Origin of the sequence: Pedobacter sp. Bi27 (assembly GCF_918698255.1) — a bacterium.
Lineage (GTDB): Bacteria > Bacteroidota > Bacteroidia > Sphingobacteriales > Sphingobacteriaceae > Pedobacter.
Map to the genome: position 1 here is coordinate 57,703 of NZ_CAKKMW010000009.1, position 19,850 is coordinate 77,552.

Genomic DNA, 19,850 nt, shown 5'->3' on the forward strand with positions numbered 1-19,850 from the left:
ATACTGTTAAAACGATAATGAACAGTGTCAGGAAAAAATACTTCAACTAAATGAATAAAAAAATAAAACCACTTATGATAGGTGTTGATATCGGTGGATCACATATTACAGCTGCAATCATTGATTTCAGGTCACATTCAGTGGTAGATCACTCCCGTGTGCGTAGCCACGTTAATACACATGGCACAAAGGAAGATATATTAGCGTCATGGATCAGTGTACTTAAAAATATTATCGGGAACCATTCCCCAGACGAAATACTTTTAGGGATTGCCATGCCTGGCCCCTTCGATTATGTAAATGGGATATCGTTGATCAAGAATATGAATAAATATGAATCCCTGTATCTTACAGATATTAAGGCTGTTTTGATCGAGCAGCTGGGGCTGTTGCCAGAGAATATTATTTTTAGAAATGATGCAGAGGCTTTTCTCCATGGAGAAGTTAACGGCGGCAATGCTTTGGGATTCAACAGGGCGATAGGCATCACATTGGGTACCGGTCTGGGATCGGCCGTGAGTATTGGAAGGAAAACTACCGATGCAAACCTCGGGGTGAGTTCATTTAAGCAGGGGATAGCAGAGGATTATATTTCCACCAGATGGTTTGTGAAACGTTACGAAGAACTCTCCGGAAAGAAGGTAAAAGATACAAAAGCACTGGTCGATCTATATGAAAGTGATCCTATGGTGCCTGTGCTTTTTAATGATTTTGCCAGAAGCCTTGCAGACTTTCTTTTTCCTTTTATCAAGGCGCACGATGCAGAAGTGGTCATCATTGGAGGAAATATAGCTAAAGCACATCCTTTGTTTCTGAACAAGACCCAGAATGCACTGCACCAGCAGGGAATTCGGGCCGAATTGAGGATAACCGCATTATGGGAAGACGCTGCAATGCTTGGTGCCGCTTACTCACACGCAACAGGAATTTTGGCTTCATAAAAAAGCATGCTCGTATATCTTATCCATGTGATTTAAGATGGATACTTCTGTTGCCAACAGAAATATGTAGTTATTTCGAATAGTACAGGCAATAACCTATACTGCCAGTTCGAATTTGGTGAGTATATCTTTCTGTATTTGTTGTCTAGGTAATATGCACAACATGAGATATACAGCTTTTGCCATCATTACCTTACTGCTTTTTTTCGGCAGGCCTGCCTTCGCGCAGATTAATGCGGCCAGGCAGTTGGCTTACTGTACCGAACAGGCAAAAAAGACTTTGAAAATTATTCCTCATCATGGAGACAATATTCCAAGAAGTATTATTCCCGGTTCATCTGAATGGAAGTTTGTAGGTTATAAGGACTGGTGTAGTGGTTTTTGGCCTGGAATACTGTGGTATAGTTATGAAGCAACAAAATCAAAAACGTTTCTTGCTGAGGCTGAGGTTTTTTCATCAGCGCTTATACCTCTTTCGCAGCAGCCGGCTTTCGACCATGACCTGGGCTTCCAGATATTTAACAGCTATGGGAACGGATATAGACTTACCAAAAACCCTAAATATAAAGAGATTATACTCAAAACAGCCGATACTTTGGCCACCCTGTTTAACCCAAAGGTGGGAACAATCCGCTCATGGCCAAGGGAAGTTCCCGGAATGCAATGGCCACAGCATAATACCATTATTGATAACATGATCAATCTGGAAATGCTTTTTTGGGCATCCCGAAACGGAGGAGGGAAAAGATTATATGATATTGCTTTTTTCCATGCCGAGGTAACCATGAAGAATCATTTCAGACCTGATTATTCTGCATACCATGCGGTGATCTATGACAGGGAGACGGGGAAAAAAATTAAAGGATTAACCCACCAGGGATATGCCGATAACTCCATGTGGGCACGTGGCCAGTCGTGGGCCATTTATGGATATACCATGTGTTTCCGTGAGACAGGTAATCCTGCATTTCTTGAATTTGCCCAAAAGGTAAGCGACGTTTATCTGGCAAAATTGCCAGCAGATGGAATTCCTTATTGGGATTTTAATGATCCTTCAATCCCCAATGCCCCTAAAGATGCATCTGCCGCGGCAGTGGTCGCATCAGGACTTTTGGAGCTTTCTACTTTTGTTAAGGATAAGGCGAAATCACAAAAATACAGGAAAGCTGCAGTACTCATGCTCACTTCCCTTTCTTCATCAGCATACCAGAGTAGAAATAAGAATACAGCCTTTCTGCTACATTCAACAGGGCATAAGCCCAATGGATCTGAAATTGATACATCGATTATATACGCAGATTATTATTATATAGAAGCGCTGTTGAGGTTGGAAAAACTTCAAAAAGGAATGAAGCTAAATTAAACCTTTAGTATACTAATAACCTATGTAGCTCTCTTTGCGGAATATTGCTGGGCGGGACGTCTGATTTAATTTTTGGCTGCCATTTTTCATATTTAGTTTTAGTAGACCCATATGCCTGCTGCAGCCGGAAAACCGAGACTTAATTCAACAGTCTCGCTCACAATATTTTAATAAAATTGATGCCCCATAATGAACTTAGGAAAACTGCTCAGGTTTCAGCACTATAATAACTATAAACGGGACGGATTATTCCATAAATAAAATAATGATGTAAAAATGAAAATACCACAATATTCTTTAATCATACTTTTAATCTTAGGTGCGCACCTGACTTATGGTCAGGATAATCTATCAAAAGTATGGACTGCCGACCTGGGAAATGGGACATATAAAAATCCGGTTATACATGCTGATTATTCCGATCCCGACGCGATCAGGGTCGGAGAGGATTATTATATGACCGCCTCAAGTTTCAACTGTATTCCAGGACTTCCTATTTTGCATTCCAGGGACCTGGTAAACTGGACCTTGGTTAACCATGCACTCAAAATCCAGGAACCAGCAGAGGTTTATGATATTCCTCAGCACGGAAAGGGCGTTTGGGCACCTAGTATAAATTACCATAAAGGAGAGTTCAGGATCTATTATCCGGATCCTGATTATGGGATCTTTATGGTCAGGACCAAAAATCCCCTCGGAAGGTGGGAAAAACCTGTACTTATCCTTAAAGGCAAGGGGATTATCGATCCAAGTGTATTCTTTGATGATGATGGACAGACCTATCTGGCAGTAGCATGGGCAGCAAGCCGGGCTGGTGTAAATAGCCTGTTAACCGTTTTCAAGATGAACAGTGATGGTACTCAGGTAGAAGATGAAGGAAAACACGTTTTTGATGGACATGGCAAAAACCATACGGTAGAAGGACCGAAATTTTATAAACGTAATGGGTATTATTATCTTTTTGCGCCTGCCGGTGGAGTGGCAACTGGCTGGCAGCTTGTAATGCGCTCAAAAAATATTTATGGTCCATATGAAGAGCGTAAGGTTATGGAGCAGGGCAAAACAGCGATCAATGGGCCCCATCAAGGGGCTTTGGTCCGTACGCCAAAGGATGAATACTGGTTCCTTCATTTTCAGGACAAGGGACTTTATGGCCGTGTAGTTCACCTTCAGCCTGTAATCTGGAAGAACGACTGGCCGGTTATCGGTTCGGATGGGGATGGCGACGGGATAGGAGAACCGGTTTCTGTCTATACTAAACCATCGGTTTCAGGAACTCATCCAATCTCCGTACCATCAGAAAGTGATGAATTTAACGGCATTGAGCCGGGCCTGCAATGGCAGTGGCACGCCAATAAAAAAATGCAATGGTCGGCAATGATCCCTAATAACGGGTACCTAAGGCTTTTTGCCTTTCCCAATCCGCAAATTAATAAAGGCCTGTGGAATGTGCCGAATTTGCTTCTCCAGAAGTTTCCTGCACCTACTTTCACTGCCACCACCAAGCTTAACTATAGTGTGGAATGGGATACCTGGAAAGAGAAAAAGACGGGACTGCTCATTATGGGAAATGACTATTCCTATCTCTCTGTCTCTAAAAATGAAAAAGGATTTCAGATCGGACAGATAATCTGTAACGACGCTCCAAATAACGGAACTGAGCAAGTTTTGACTCAAAGGGCGTTGAAGTCGGGTACAGTTTATCTTAGAGCCGAGGTTGTTGAGGAAGGGCAGGTAACCTTTTCATATAGTGAAGATGGCGAACTGTACCACAAAATAGGGGAAACATTTAAAGCGCAGCCTGATAAGTGGATAGGCGCAAAAATCGGAATTTTCTGTACAAGCGGTAGCGACGTACGTACCGGTGGCTATGCTGATTTCGATTATTTTAGGATAACCAGATAGCATCTGCACACAGAATATCATAAAGACAATTCACTTCAGATGCTGGGTCGAAACAACTTAAAACGTATTTAAATGGGGCCTTCGGCAGATTATCATTGACAGATTCAAAAGAAAGGTCGTCATTGTGAGAGGAACGACGAAGCAATCTTTCATGCTAGTGATCCTTGCCATAAAGATTGCTTTGTCGGCTGAAAAAGCCTTCTCGCAATGACGATAATCTGAAGAGATTTAATCTCTTAAATTCTCCTGTCATTAATATTGATTTTATACAATAAATTAACCCTCTCCGTAGGAGTCGTTTGGACAGGATGACAAATCTATATTTATATACAACGTCTTTGTATAGGGCATTTTTTCAAATTATTCTTTTTATCGATTAATAGAGTATTAAAAACGCTACCGGGTGTCATACCAGTATGAAAAACGAAAATCTGCCAGAAAAAATAGATAATGAGAACCCGCCTTTCAACTTTAAGCGGCAGTTAGTTTCGGATGAAGATATCAGAAAGCATTGGGACCGCATAGCGACAAGAATTTTTAGCGGTGGAGAAGCTGAATATCCTTTGGAGCCAAAGGATAACAAGGGAGAGAATAAGGCTTGATATAACCTTGCAGGTTTACCCGTTCAGCAGGATAATTTGCTGCTCGCCGCACATACTTTTTAAAAACAACCACCAATACGCCTAACATTTTTATGAAATTTTACCAGCACACTTTTCTGACACTACTTTCCCTTTTTGCATTTTTTTGGGCATCGGCGCAAACAGCCTCTGTGATTTCTGAACAAATACTTTATTCTCCGGATAAGGCGCTTATGATCCGTTTTTTTCAAAAGGAAGCCGCAGATCATAAAAAGGCTTTTTTTTATCAATTATCCTATAAAGGAAAAAGTGTTATTCAAGAATCAAAACTAGATCTGGAGCTTGATAATCACCTTTCAGAAAGTGCAATGGCACTAAAAGTAGATACGCATCAAAATTGGTTTGAGAACCTCGAGATAAAGAATTCAGTACGCACGGAAAAAGATACAACCTGGACTCCTGTTTATGGAGAAAGGAAATTAATCCGTGACCATTACAACAGTTTGGTAATTAAAACGGTGAAGGATGATAATCCGATATACGAGATGAATATCGAATTCCGGGCCTATAACCAGGGCATTGCATTCCGATTTTTCTTTCCGGAAAATGTTAAGGGAACATATTACCGGATCATGTCGGAAAATACAGAATTCAAGTTTGAAGAAGGCGCTTTGGCCTGGAAAGCAAACTGGGCACAGGCACCATATCATAAGGTTACGTTGGAGAACTGGGATGGTGAGGCTGAGCGGCCACTGACTCTTGAATTAAAAAACGGTCTGTTTGTATCGCTGTTAGAGGCACAGATGGTGGATTATTCAAGGACCAAGTTCAAGCTTAGTGGTAAAAATACAATAAGTACATCCATGTTCACCCCTGTAGATCTGATTTCTCCCGTAGCTACGCCCTGGAGAGCGGTAATGGTAGCTGAAACTGCCATTGGGATTGCCGAGGGAACAGACCTGATTCTAAACCTGAATGAACCATCAAAGATAAAAGATCAAAGCTGGGTAAAACCTGGAAAGATTATGCGGGTGATGTCGCAAACTACAAAAGATGCACTGGAGAATATCGATTTTGCCGCAAAAAGAAACCTGCAGTATATTCTCTTCGATTGGAAATGGTACGGCCCTGCTTTTAGTTTCAGTTCTGATGCCTCAAAAGTTGCCATCGCAGATTTCGATCTGCCTCAGATCATCAGGTATGGAAAAGAAAAGGGAATAGGGGTATGGTTATATGTGAACCAACAGGCGCTGTTGATGCAGAGCGATAGCCTTTTTTCAGTCTATAAAAAGTGGGGTATTGCCGGCGTTAAGTTTGGCTTTGTACAATCAGGATCACACAGATGGACAAGCTGGGTTGAAAAAGCCATACAACAGGCTGCACAAAACCAGATAATGGTAAACATCCACGATGACTGGCGCCCAACGGGCGAACAGCGCACCTGGCCTAATCTGATGACCTCGGAGGGAATAAGGGGGAATGAAGAAATGCCCGATGCCACCAGTAACACCGTAATGCCCTTTACCAGGTATATTGCAGGAGCTGCGGATTATACCATCTGTTATTTCGATCCAAGGATAAAAACTACCCATGCCCACCAGCTCGCGCTTGCTGCAATTTATTTTAGCCCCATCCAAACCCTATATTGGTACGATAAACCGGCCTTTTATAAAGGGGAACCCGAACTCGAATTTTGGGACAAGATTCCTGTTTCCTGGGATGAAACAAAGGTTTTGTCGGGAAAACCTGGTGAGTATGTCACAACGGCGAGACGAAGTGGCGAGGAATGGTTTTTAGGTAGCATAACCAATAATGAGGCCCGTAAAGTAGAATTGAAGCTTGATTTTCTTCCCAAAGGGCAAAAATTCGTCGCCAGAATTTATAATGACGACAACACGGTTACCACCGCCACCAAGGTAGGGATAAAAGATATTGCGGTTGATTCAAAAACCATCTTGAAACTGGATCTACAGGCTTCAGGAGGTGCTGCAATCTGGCTCCACAAAAAGTAATTATATAATGAGTTACAACAACATAAAATGAACAATAAACCTGCTTTTACCGAAAAAAGATTCCTCTTCACCTTTATCCTGGTTACTTCCCTCTTTATGCTGTGGGGAGTAGCGCACTCGATGAGTGATGTACTCAATAAACATTTTCAAAATGTACTCAATGTATCAAAAGCACAGTCTGGTCTGATCCAGTTTTCCGTTTTTGGGGCTTATTTTATCATGAGTATTCCTGCTGGGATATTTCTGAAACGTTTTGGCTACAAGGCAGGCGTAATATTAGGGCTTGGACTTTTTGCTACCGGGACTTTTCTTTTTGTCCCTGCAGCAAATGCTGAAAGTTTTGGTTTTTTCAGGATAGCACTTTTTATTCTCGGCTGCGGAATGGCGACGCTCGAAACTGTTGCACACCCTTTTGCGGCCTCACTGGGCGATCAGCGTACCAGTGATAGAAGAGTAAACTTTTCGCAGTCTTTCAATGCAATAGGGGCGATAATCGGTCCGGCAATAGGAACATTCTTTTTGCTCCGGGCAACTTCCGGTGGTCATGAAAACTCGCTAGATTCGGTAAAATTGCTTTACGCAGGGCTAGGAGGATTTATCCTGATCGTGGCGGTGGCTTTTTTCTTCATCCGCATTCCGGACCTGATTGATCCACACAGTATTTCCGATGCACCGATAGCTGCGCAGAACATCGACATTGCGCCGGGAAAAAGGCTCTTTCAGCACAGGCATTTTGTTTGGGCAGTAGCTGCTCAATTTTTTAATGTAGCGGCACAGGCGGGCACCTGGAGTTATTTTATAAACTACGGGCATGAAAAAATGGGCTTTTCTGATGAGAAGGCAGGGAATTTTATGGTTTTGTTTATGGTAATGATGGCGCTTGGAAGATTCGCTGGAACTTACCTGATGAAATTTATAGCGCCAAATAAGATCCTAGCAGCATTCGCCATTTGCAGCATCATTGCCTGTATTATTGTAGCCCAAAGCTGGGGCTGGACATCCTACTGCGCCCTGTTGAGCATTAATTTTTTCTTTAGTATTATGTTTCCTACGATCTTCAGCCTCGGACTGAAAAATCTCGGTCCACATACACAGCAGGCTTCCTCATTTATTTCAATGGGTGTAGTTGGCGGAGCTGTAATGCCTTATTTTATGGGTAAGATAGCCAATGTGGATGTCGCCCATGCATATTATCTGCCCATCATCTGTTATGTAGTGATCTTTCTTTTTGCAGCCAGATTTTTTAAGGTAATCAGATAGGTAATTTTCAGCATGTTTTTGCTTTCTACCTCTAATCGGGTATGAAATTCGACATATGCTGATATTGCGGATAAGGGTTGCCGGAGTGGATTTTGGTGTGATGAGGCTCTATTATAAAGGCAATTTCACCTAACATGCTGCCATGTTGTCCAAAGGACTCCTACGTAGGGCATGTCGAAACACTTTAAAACATATTTAAATGAGTCCTTCAACAGGCTTAGGATGACAAATCAATATTTATGATATAACCTCATCAGCATATTTACCCAGTCTATTTGAATTAATGCAATTTTTGATTTTTATGGCTTTTTAATCATACAGCTTTAAGAAAAAAAAGTTCTTAGCGAGATGAGATCTTTATTAATTTGCCAATTAGGAAAAAAATCTAAAAAACTGAGTATACAGATCATTTCCCTGTGTCTTTAAGATAATCCAGTCTTCCAACGCTATAATAAACTCGCTCTGGTTGTTGGAGGGCAAAAACCAAATATTAAATACAGAAATTATGGATATTTTTTACAAAAAATTACGGCAGGTAAGTGCAGTGCACTTATTTCTACTGCTGTTTTTTTGTTGCACCACTGCTTTTGCACAAACGCAGGTAGTGACTGGGAAAGTCGTGGATGCGGCAACAGGCGACCCTATTCCAGGCGCTACGGTTAAAGTGGTCAACTCTAATATAGGCGTTTCGGCCGATGGTGATGGCAGCTTCACTTTTAATGTACCTGCAGGAGCTTCAATACAGTTTACTAGCATTGGTTATAAAAATGTAGTATTGAAGGCGGAAACAGGCAGGCCGATGTTAGTTAAATTACTTTCCAGTACAGAGTTGGATGATGTTGTGGTAGTAGCATACGGTACTCAGAAAAAAGCAACGGTTACCGGTGCGATTTCTACCATCAATTCAAAAACATTTCAGGATCGTGGGCCTACCAATAATCCGATTGCCAACATCCAAGGACAGGTTCCGGGGGTTGTGGTAACCAGAACCTCTGCACAGCCAGGAAGGGAAAACTGGAATTTTCAGATCAGGGGAGCAACATCTATTAATAACCAGGATCCATTGATCATCCTCGATGGGGTAGCATTGAACAACAACAATGCATTAAATTCAATTAATCCAGATGATATTGATAATGTATCAATTTTAAAGGATGCGGCAGCATCAATATATGGTGCAAGGGCAGCTTACGGTGTTGTGCTGATTACGACGAAAAAAGGCAAGAGCGGACAGTTCGTTGTACAGTATAGCCCAACAATTTCGCGCAAACTGATTGGTCTTCAGCCTGAAATGGCAAATATGGAGCAGTGGGCAAAAGGTTTAATTGAGGCCAAAATAAACGATAATTATGGTGTTATACCTGCAACAGATTTGTGGTACCAAATGGCCAATTTTGCAATTGCGAACAACGGCAATGTGATTTTAGCTTCACAGATTCCCGGTTATAACGGATCGGCTATCACTCCCGGACTTTTTTATAACGGAGTGCCGGTACCCGTTTTCGGCGATGTAAAAGAGCTTAATTTTACCGATACCAGGATGTCGGAAATCCTTTGGGGCGCAGCCACTTCTACACAGCATAACCTGAGCCTGGCAGGAGGAAACGAAAAAAACACCTTTCGTGCATCGCTGGGCTATCTTAACGACGGCAGTCAGCTTCAGTTTGGGAATAACGGAAACCAACGTTATAACCTTAGGTTGAACAATGGTTTTAGATTCAGTGAAAAAGTCCAGTTGGAAACCAATGTCTCACTTGAACAAAATAATATTCAACAGCCAACTTTGTACACTACAGGTTCATACAGTGCCCTGGGGAATGGCTTTCAACCCGGAATCCCGGCATTTACGCAATCTGGCAGGCCTTACCAATGGGGTGGTGTAATCAGTCCACCAGGGTCATTAAGGGATGGCGGTGATAACTTGGAAAATAACACCAGGATCTTATTGAATTCTACAATAAATTATAAACCTGTAAAACACCTTACCTTTTCGGGTACGGCAGGGTATAACATGTGGTATCAGGATAATAAGGTGCAGGCAAAAGCGGTACAGTTCTATTCTTATGATGACCGTTACCTGATCTCAACTACGCCGAGCAGGGGGACAGCTGGTAATGCTACCGCAAATGCCAATTATTTTAGGCAGACGGTTAACGATAAATATTATAACCTCATTGGTAGGGTAACCTATGAAAATACATTTGCGAAACACCATAATGTAACTGTGCTTGCGGGCGGATCATATGAAAGGGATGAATATAACATGTTCAATACCCGCACCTATAACCTGGGTAGCGATGATATCCCCTCGTTGAACCTTGGTCTGAGTAACGGAACTGCGGGTTTTGTTACCAACGATGAAGCCAGGAACCATTATGCCATTGGTTCGTATTTTGCAAAGGGTACTTATGATTATGATGGTAAATATCTTTTTGAAGGTAGTATAAGGTACGATGGGTCGTCCAAATTTATAGATGATAAACGCTGGAAAACTTTTTACAGTGCCCAAGTGGGTTATAGGCTCTCAGAGGAAGATTTTATTAAGAAATTGGATGTGTTTTCTGATCTTAAAATCAGGGCATCGTATGGTACAGCAGGTAACCAGGGAGGTATCGGGTTATATGACTACCTCCAATCATTGAATGTAGGAAGCAGTGGTGTACTATTGGGCCCGAACATCGCAACAGCAACAACCACTACGGGAAACCTGGTTTCCCTGAACAGGACATGGGAGACGGTTGTCAACAAAAACCTTGGTCTTGATTTTGGACTTTTAAAAGGAAAATTGACAGGGACTTTCGAACTTTTCGAAAAACGCAACAAGAATATGCTTATCAGCATAACCTACCCCGGAACGCTTGGAATCGGTGCACCGCAGTCAAACAACGGGGAGCTAAAAACATGGGGATGGGAAGGGATCGTGACCTGGAGGGATAAGATCGGAAGCGTAAATTATTCTGTTTCGGCCAACATTACCGATAGCCAGAACAAGATTATTTACCTAAACGGGACCCCCCTAATAAATGCTGGATACAACGGGGCAGTAGAAGGTTATTCACTTGGATCTTATTTTGGCCTCCAATATGCCGGCCGCCTTCAAACACAGGCCGAGGTTGATGCCTATAATAAATTTTATGCTCCAGGAGGGGTTGTAAACGGGATAGGTATTCCGATTGCAAGTCCATTGACCAACCTTCCAGGGCAGTTATCAGGCCTTCGGCCTGGAGACAATTCGTTTGCAGATGTAAACGGTGATGGAAGACTGACAAATGGCACATCTACATCTGATATGGGTGACTTTGTTTACCTGGGAAGTGATATTCCACGGTACACATTCGGTTTAAACCTGAGTATGCAGTGGAAAGGTTTTGATCTGACAACCATCTTTCAGGGCGTTGGAAAACGGACTATTTTCAGGTCAAATGGAAGCGCAAATAACTGGCGGATACCCTATCAGTCACTTGGCCAATCACAGGTTACTGCCTGGATAGGAAATACCTGGTCGCCTGAAAATACCGGTGCTTATTACCCGAATCTTCATGCCAATACGGCCATTAATAGCTATAATTATCAGGCATCTACTTGGTCGGTTGAGAATGGCGCTTATCTACGCCTGAAAAATGTTGTAGTGGGTTATACCCTTCCAAAAGCGCTAATGGCCAAATCACATCTTTTTAGCGGTCTCAGACTTTATGCTTCTGGAAGTGATTTATGGGAAGTTAGCGGAATCAAGGACGGTTGGGATCCGGAAGTTACCAGGACTACCTCAGGTAATGAGCGTTACCCTTTTTACCGTTATCTAACTTTTGGTGCCAACCTTACTTTTTAATAAAAAGGTCATGAAAAATATAACATATAAAACAGTATTCTCCCTGGCGATGATTTTCCTGATGGCTGCATCGGGATGTAAAAAATCATTGGATCTCCTTCCTCAGGATCAGCTTTCAGAGGTTGCATATTTTAAAAATGCAAATGATTTTAAAACTTTTGCCAACCAATATTATGGTTATCTGAGGAATTTTAATAATTCCTTTGCCGATAACCCACATTATGATGGCAGGGCCGATGTATTTGGTGGCGGAGGTGCCTTTGGCTCAGGTACAAACACCGTTCCTGTTACGGACGCAAATTGGAATAGCAATTATACCCGGATTAGGGCCTGCAATTTTTTGCTTGAAAAAGCAGCAGCTTTTGCAGATAAGGCGAGTATAGCACAATATATTGCAGAGGCAAAATTTTTCAGGGCATATGCCTATTTCGACTTATTACAACTGTATGGCGGCGTACCTCTTATTACAAAAACTTTGGATCTGGAATCGCCAGAGCTTTATGGTGCAAGAGCAGCTAGAGAAGCAATAGCAGATCAAATTATTGCTGATCTGGAGGCGGCCATTCCTGATCTTCCGGCATCAATTACGTCAACATCGACCGATTTCGGACGGGTAAGCAAGACTGCTGCACAGGCTTTTTTAGGCCGGGTTGCGCTTTATGAAGGAACCTGGCTTAAATTTAGGAATGGTGATGCTACCAGGTTTAACAACCTCCTTGATAAATCTGCAGCTGCCTCCAATGCGGTAATCTTAAGTAACCAGTTTGCATTGTTCGGCACAGCAGCATCTAATGCCTTAGGCGGTAATAGTACCGTTCTGGGAGATTCAGCGCAGAAATACCTGTTTATCCTCGAAAATCCAAAATCCAATCCGGCTGGAGTAAACAAGTCGGCCAATCATGAATATATCCTTTCTTACCGATACGATGATGTAATAAAAACGATTAGTACCAACATCAGCAGGCAGGGAACCCAAATTGGCCCACAACAGAAATTTGTAAATGCTTTTCTTTGCCAGGATGGATTACCTATCGAAAAATCTCCTCTTTTCCAGGGTTTTCAAACTTATGGTTCGCAGTTTGCCAACAGAGATAATAGGTTAAGGTATACCATTAGGGTATTAAACGGTTATTATTGGTATGGTAACGCCAACTTTAGGGTGACCTGGTTGAACGATGCTGCTGATAATGCCAATTCTACAGGTAAGGTGGTCCAGATAGGAGGTTATACTAACCAGAAATGGGTTTCTGAACGCAACGTGCCAGATACAAAAGAATCTGAAGATTATCCTGTACTCAGGTATGCTGAGGTTTTATTGAACTATGCCGAGGCAGTATACGAAAGAAACGGGGTTATTAGCGATGCCGATTTGGATAAATCGCTAAATCTTGTACGCCTGCGTGCCAACAAGACAATGCCTAAACTTTCGAACGCATTTGCGGCTACAAATGGACTTGATTTGCGTACTGAAATCAGAAGAGAACGTTTTACAGAACTTTACTACGAAAACTTCAGATTTGATGATATCAAGAGATGGCATAGCGCAGGTACCGATTTGGTAACCAATGTTGGTGGCTCGGCTTATGGAAATGCCGTTGGATTTGTTAGTCCATGGCCTGTTTCCATTAGATTTACAGGAACGCAGGCTCAATTAGGGCCTAACCAGTTAGCACCTGTGCCAACAAACGCTAAAGACGCCAATGGAAATTTGATTTTAGACAATACAGCCCGTACCTTTTCCGAACGGAATTATTTATATCCAATTCCTACACAGCAGATAACCTTAAACCCAGCCCTGATCCAGAATCCTGGGTGGTAATTTTTAGATTTTAGTTCTTTATCTCCCCGGTTGCCGAATGGTGGCCGGGTTTTTCATGCTTTAAAATTTTTTAGAAAAATGCTGGATTTTATCAATGTATCAATAGCTGATTCAACCTGGCTAGAGTTAGCCATTTAGTTTTGGGCGACAGAGTATGAATTAAGCTTAAATATGTCCCTATTATAATAATGTTTCATTATTTTAGTAATCAACAATTGCAAAACTGTGCGAAGAATACTGCTGATCTTTCTTTTCCTATATGCCGGTCTAAGTGTCGCTTCACAGCGGGATTCGCTCAGTGTACGCCATCTGGAAATAGAAGATGGGCTGTCCAATAATTATATCCGCTGTGTTTATCAGGACAGAAAAGGGTTTTTCTGGTTCGGTAGCAGAGATGGCCTTAACCGTTATGATGGATATGGATTCAAGGTGTTCAGGAATGAGATCGGTAATAAAACTTCCCTTATCCATAATATTATACATGCAATTAACAGTGATACAGATAATAACATATGGATAGGTACCAGGCAGGGCTTAAGTATCTATAATGATAAAAAAGGCATTTTTACAGCAGGCTCATGGCATGACGCTATAAAAGGGACAGATTTACCGATTACAAAAGTAATCAGAGACCTTGTACCTGGTATAAACAATACCATGCTCGTCGCGACCGAAGGAATTGGGCTTCTGAGGTTCAGCAAAGGGAAGACCGTAGGTGATCAGATTCCCCTTTTGATAAATGGTAGGCGCACTTTTTCTTATGGTGTGCAATCAGTAAGGTTGGATGATAGGGGAAGAGAGTGGGTGTTTGTGCAAAATCTCGGACTTTATTATTTTGATCCCAAAGTCCGGGCACTGGTACTGGCTAGCGCTGATGTTGTTCTTGCGCTCTCTTTGGGAATAAGTGCTGGGCAGGTGTATATCGGCACCTATAACGGTTTGTATCGCTATGACCCTGTATTAGGCAAAAATACGGCTATTAATGCCAGCGGACTCGGAGGAAAGTCAATTCTTGCTATCACCCCTGACAGTCATAACATTCTTTATCTGGGAACAAATGGAGATGGCGTGTTCCGCTATGATCCGGTAAGTGGGGGTGTGCAGTTGTTGGGTAATGAAATTGATAAAGGTCTGAGCGGTGAACAGATCTACTCCATATTTATCGATAAAAAGGATAGAAAATGGATCGGAACTTATTCAGGAGGGGTAACCATTCTTGATCCGGTAAAAAAAATATTCCAGACATGGGTACACAATCCGCAGGGCAATTCTATTCCCGGAAACTCAATATCATCGTTTTTAGCTCCAAGAGATGGGAAACTTTATATCGGCACCGATGGTACCGGGCTTAGTATCTGGGATAGGAAGTTAAACCAATTCACCAATTTTAAGCACGCTGCAGACCCTAACACCATATCCAGTAATTTTATTTCATCGATGGTTTCCGACAGCCATGGAGATATCTGGATGGGAACCTTTACTGAAGGTGCCAACCGTTTCGATCCAAAGACAAGGAAATTTACCAGGTATAAGATCATAGATCCGCAGACAGGGGTAGAAAGCAAGGTCGCTTTCACGGTATTTGAGGATCAGGACCATGACATCTGGGCAGGAACCCTCAGGCGGGGAAGTCTTCTAGGAGGGCTTTACCGCTTTAACCGCAGTTTGGATAAGTTTGAACTTTTCGATCAGAAGCTGGGTGATCTGTTTGCAATGATGCAGGCCAGGGATGGCCGGATTTGGGCGGGCAATCTTGATCAGTTGATCCAGGTTGATAAAAACCGAAAGAAACATAGGTTTTATAACCTTGGCTACACCGTTCGGGTGATATTTGAAGACAAAAAGGGACTGCTCTGGATTGGGACAGAAGGCGGGGGACTCATCATTTTTGATCCTTTTAAAAGCAAGGTGGTGTCGAGGCTAACTACTGCCAATGGTCTTTGCAATAATTCGGTACTGAGCTTGATTCCTGATAACCAGGGAAATATCTGGATGAGCACCTATTTTGGAGTATCTTGCTATAACCTTGATAGAGGTACTTTCAGAAGTTTTTATCAGAGTGACGGCCTGCAGAGCAACCAGTTCCAGATCAATGCGGGAATCAAACTTGGTACCGGGGAAATCGTTTTCGGAGGCATAAAAGGCTTTAGTCTTTTCGATCCACGGGAAATCATTCCGCACAGCCAGATGCCGAGCCTGTTTCTTACCGGAATAACCATTAACAATACGCCGCTGGAAGAGAACCTGAAGCTGATTGTAGATGAAGACAATATTGCCATCAGAGAAATAGAAGTGCCTTATGATCAGGCAGTATTTACCTTTTCGTTTACGGCACTTGAATTTTCATCCCCAGAGAAGATTTCCTATAAATATTTTATGGATGGTTGGGATAGGGGCTGGACAAATTCGGGAAAGGACAGAAAAGCAACTTATACGCATATTTCTGAAGGAAGTTATATATTTCGGGTCAAGAGTACCAATACGGAAGGGATGTGGGGGCGCAACGAAATTACCCTGAAGGTCAGAATCCTTCCACCATGGTACAGAACGTGGTGGGCCTACCTCGGATATATGGCCATTATTGCCTCGGTTGTCTATATATATCTTCGATATCGGTCGGCACAGACCCGTTTAAAATATGAAGTTCAGATCGTAAGCCTCGAATCCCAAAGGAAAAAAGCTGAATATGATACGCAGGTAGCCCTGCATAATATGGAACGTTTGGCGCATGACAAAGAGAGATTGATCAATGAGCAGGAAAAAGCACTTTCCGAAAAGCGTATGTCGTTCTTTACCAATATTTCGCATGAGTTCCGTTCTCCGCTTTCCCTGATTATTAATCCAATTAATGACCTGATCAAAAACAGTAGTGTGGAAGGTAAGGAAAATGCAGAGCTCAGCATGATCCAGCGAAATGCCAAAAGGATGCTGTCGCTGGTAGATCAGCTGCTGCTCTTCAGAAAAGCAGAAGAAGGTTTTGAGCACATTAAAGCTGCTAAACTTGATCTTGAAAAACTATCCAGAGAGGTTTTTTATTGCTTTGTTCAACAGGCCTCGGCCAAGGAGATCGATTATAGGTTTGAAAGTGCTGCTGTTGATAAAGAAGTTTATGCCGATAGGATAAAGATCGAAATCGTGCTGTTTAACTTGATTTCCAATGCGCTGAAATATACCCCAGACGGAGGAGAAATAGTTGTAAGCCTAACCGAAGACGATCAAAGTCTTTTAATCGCCGTCCAGGATTCTGGCCCCGGTATTCCTGATACCGCAGGGGAAAAGATTTTTGACCGTTTTTATCAGGCAGAGAGAAAAGACGGGAGCCATAAAGCCGGATTTGGGATTGGGCTCTATCTGGCAAGACAGTTTATGGAAGCGCATTCCGGCAACATTTCTTATCAAAACAAGGCCGAAGGCGGATGTATATTCAATATTTGTCTCCTAAAGGGAAAAGAACATCTTGTTAACCAGGTCATTGAAGAAGAACAGGAAGGGGCAGAAGCGCTTTTTAATGAAATGTATGCTACCGCACTTCCTGAGTCTGCAGCGCAGAATAATATCAGTCTGGATGTAAACCTGGTTAGTGATAGGCAGTCTATTCTGGTAGTTGATGATGAAAGAGATATCCGCCAGTATATTTCCAGTCTTTTCTCTGGCATTTATACCGTTTACCAGGCAGAAAATGGCGAACAGGGACTTCAGCTCGCGGCGGAAAAACTTCCAGACCTCATCATTACAGACTTCAAAATGCAAGGGATAGATGGGATAGAATTCTGTCAGATGATCAAATCAAATCCGACGCTTTCTTATATCCCCGTTATTCTATTAACAGCAAGTTCATCCCAGGAAGTGAAGCTGAAAAGTGTACATGGTGGTGCTGATGACTACATTAACAAACCCTTTGAACGCGAATACCTGATTGCCAGGGTAGCCAATCTGCTGCGCAACAGGAATAATCTCCAAAACTATTTCTATAACGAAATTACCCTTCAAAGTAATGCTGTTGTGGTATCAGAAGAGTACAAGAAATTTTTGGATACCTGCATCTTAGTTGTTGAAAATCACCTTACCGATTCTGACTTTGGCATAAAAGCGCTTGCCGATGAAATCGGAATGAGCCACTCTAATTTGTATAAGCGTGTGAAAAGCATTTCAGGACAATCGGTGAATTCCTTCATCCGTTTCATCCGTTTGAGGAAGGCTGCAGAACTGATGATCAACTCAGATCATAATGTAACCGAAGTAGCTTTCCGTTCGGGATTTAATGATGCCAAATATTTTGGTAAACAGTTCTCAAAACTTTTTGGCGCAACCCCCTCTGAGTTTATCAGAAAACACCGGAAGACTTTCAATAAAAGGTATAAAATGAAGTAGATTTATTTCATCACATTACCAATTTTAGGCGTAAAAATGGCTTTTTTGCCATTGCTAAAGCGGTTTGGCGAAAATACACTCCTATTTTACGAATTTATACCCATCATTTTTTTTAGCTCGTGCCATCTTCGTATCAACCAAATATTGATATGTTATGATGACTGAGAAATTGATTGCACTATGGGAAGGAACACTGCGGGGAAATGAGCGCGATTATGCACAACTACATGCAAAACTTTATCCAAAGCTTTTCGTTTTTACCACCAGAATGTTAGATGATGATGATCTGGTAAATGATCTTTTACAAGACCTTTTTATTAAGTTCTGGGAGAACAGAGAAAAAATCGGAACGATCAGGAATGTGGAAGCCTACTTTTATAGATCTGCCAGGTCGATCGTACTTAACCACATCCGTCTCACCAAACACCGCGAAAGTAAACTGACCTTAATGCCCGCTCCAAGTTTAGTCTTTTCTGCAGAGGAGATTATGGTATCTAATGAATCAGATTCCCTGATGAAGCAACAGATGGTAACGGCGCTCAATTCGCTTCCTGCCAAACAGCGGGAAATACTCACCATGCGTTTTTACGATGAGCTTAGCTATCCACAGATTGCCGACATCCTTAAAATCCGCTATCAGTCGGTAATAAACCATGTTTACCGTGCAGTACAAACGCTTCGGCAGGTCTCAGACCTTTCAGCCGTTTATGCAGCTTAGTAAAAAAATGAAACGATATAAAATGAGAATGAACCATAGAGGCAAATGTCTGTTCAAATTTACCATTTTCCTGTTTGCATTGTTATACACGGCAACAGGTATGGCACAACAGCGAAAATCAATCCTTCCCGGCGAACTTTGGCCAGATGATAAAGGAAACCATATCCAGGCACATGGGGGAGGGATTACTAAGGTGAAGGATACCTATTATTGGTATGGAGAAGAGCGCCGCCAGGGACTGGATTCCAACTACAGGTATGTGAGCTGCTATTCATCAAAAGATCTGATGAACTGGAAATTCAGAGGAGATGTATTTAAAATGACCGATCCTGACAGCCTTGGAAAAAAATGGGTATTGGAACGCCCAAAAGTTTACCATAACATCAAAACCGGAAAATACATCATGTATATGCATATCGATGGGCAGGTAAAGGGCCAGAAAGGTAATTATAGCTATGCGCGGGTAGGTGTGGCAATTGGTGATTCTCCAACAGGACCTTACAAGTTTATTCGTACTTTCCGCCCCTTAGGTCAGGAAAGTCGTGATATAGGCCAGTTTATAGATGACGACGGATCTGCTTATCTTATTTTTGAAGACAGACCGGTTAAAGGCTTCCATATTGCAAAACTTTCTGAGGATTACCTGAATGTTGAAAAAGATATCTGTATCATTAAAGCACCCTTAGAAGGCGGAGCGGTGGTAAAATACAATGGACTTTATTATGCGATTGGTTCGGCACTGACCAGTTGGAACCCAAATCCCAACAAGTACGCAACAGCTAAATCCCTGGCAGGACCATGGTCCGAATTCGAAAATATTGCTCCACCTGAAACCAATACTTATGGATCACAGTCTACCTTTATGCTTAAGGTTATCGGTACAAAATCAACTGCTGTAATCTTTGTGGCAGACAAATGGAAACCCCGTACCCAATGGGATTCCCGATACCTTTGGATGCCCCTTGAGATCGGTGATGGCAAACTCAGGCTTCCGGAACCTAAACCATGGCGCATCAACGTGAAAACAGGAGAAACTGAGGTCATAAAATAA

At 42.2% G+C, this 19,850-nt stretch carries 11 protein-coding genes; all 11 read left to right on the plus strand.

What is annotated here, in order from left to right; genetic code table 11:
- The first annotated feature begins 50 nt into the window (after positions 1 to 50).
- Positions 51 to 941, plus strand: a complete 891-nt coding sequence (locus LQ227_RS23170) for an ROK family protein (protein ID WP_230145260.1) — start codon at positions 51 to 53, stop codon at positions 939 to 941.
- 163 nt (positions 942 to 1,104) lie between these two features.
- Positions 1,105 to 2,304 carry a glycoside hydrolase family 88 protein gene (locus tag LQ227_RS23175; protein ID WP_230145261.1) on the plus strand — a complete coding sequence of 400 codons (1,200 nt, stop codon included), beginning with the start codon at positions 1,105 to 1,107 and terminating at the stop codon, positions 2,302 to 2,304.
- A gap of 276 nt (positions 2,305 to 2,580) precedes the next feature.
- The gene (locus LQ227_RS23180) at positions 2,581 to 4,209 is read left to right on the plus strand and encodes a glycoside hydrolase 43 family protein (protein WP_230145262.1); all 1,629 of its coding nucleotides are present in this window, start codon (positions 2,581 to 2,583) and stop codon (positions 4,207 to 4,209) included.
- Between the two features lie 416 nt (positions 4,210 to 4,625).
- Positions 4,626 to 4,811: a hypothetical protein gene (locus LQ227_RS23185; protein ID WP_230145263.1), complete on the plus strand. Its 186-nt coding sequence runs from the start codon at positions 4,626 to 4,628 to the stop codon at positions 4,809 to 4,811.
- Positions 4,812 to 4,903: 92 nt separating this feature from the next.
- A complete protein-coding gene (locus tag LQ227_RS23190) occupies positions 4,904 to 6,802 on the plus strand; it encodes a glycoside hydrolase family 97 protein (protein WP_230145264.1) in 1,899 nt (632 codons plus the stop codon).
- Positions 6,803 to 6,829: 27 nt separating this feature from the next.
- A complete protein-coding gene (gene fucP / locus LQ227_RS23195; RefSeq protein ID WP_230145265.1) occupies positions 6,830 to 8,062 on the plus strand; it encodes an L-fucose:H+ symporter permease in 1,233 nt (410 codons plus the stop codon).
- 505 nt (positions 8,063 to 8,567) lie between these two features.
- Complete coding sequence (locus tag LQ227_RS23200) at positions 8,568 to 11,891, plus strand: TonB-dependent receptor (protein WP_230151310.1); 3,324 nt, start codon at positions 8,568 to 8,570, stop codon at positions 11,889 to 11,891.
- 10 nt (positions 11,892 to 11,901) lie between these two features.
- Positions 11,902 to 13,710, plus strand: a complete 1,809-nt coding sequence (locus tag LQ227_RS23205) for a RagB/SusD family nutrient uptake outer membrane protein (RefSeq protein WP_230145267.1) — start codon at positions 11,902 to 11,904, stop codon at positions 13,708 to 13,710.
- 225 nt (positions 13,711 to 13,935) lie between these two features.
- The gene (locus tag LQ227_RS23210; protein ID WP_230151313.1) at positions 13,936 to 18,081 is read left to right on the plus strand and encodes a two-component regulator propeller domain-containing protein; all 4,146 of its coding nucleotides are present in this window, start codon (positions 13,936 to 13,938) and stop codon (positions 18,079 to 18,081) included.
- A gap of 154 nt (positions 18,082 to 18,235) precedes the next feature.
- Entirely contained in the window at positions 18,236 to 18,799 is a 564-nt protein-coding gene (locus LQ227_RS23215) for an RNA polymerase sigma factor (protein ID WP_230151316.1), read from the plus strand.
- 7 nt (positions 18,800 to 18,806) lie between these two features.
- Positions 18,807 to 19,850, plus strand: coding sequence for a family 43 glycosylhydrolase (locus LQ227_RS23220; protein WP_230145270.1), 1,044 nt, complete (start codon positions 18,807 to 18,809; stop codon positions 19,848 to 19,850).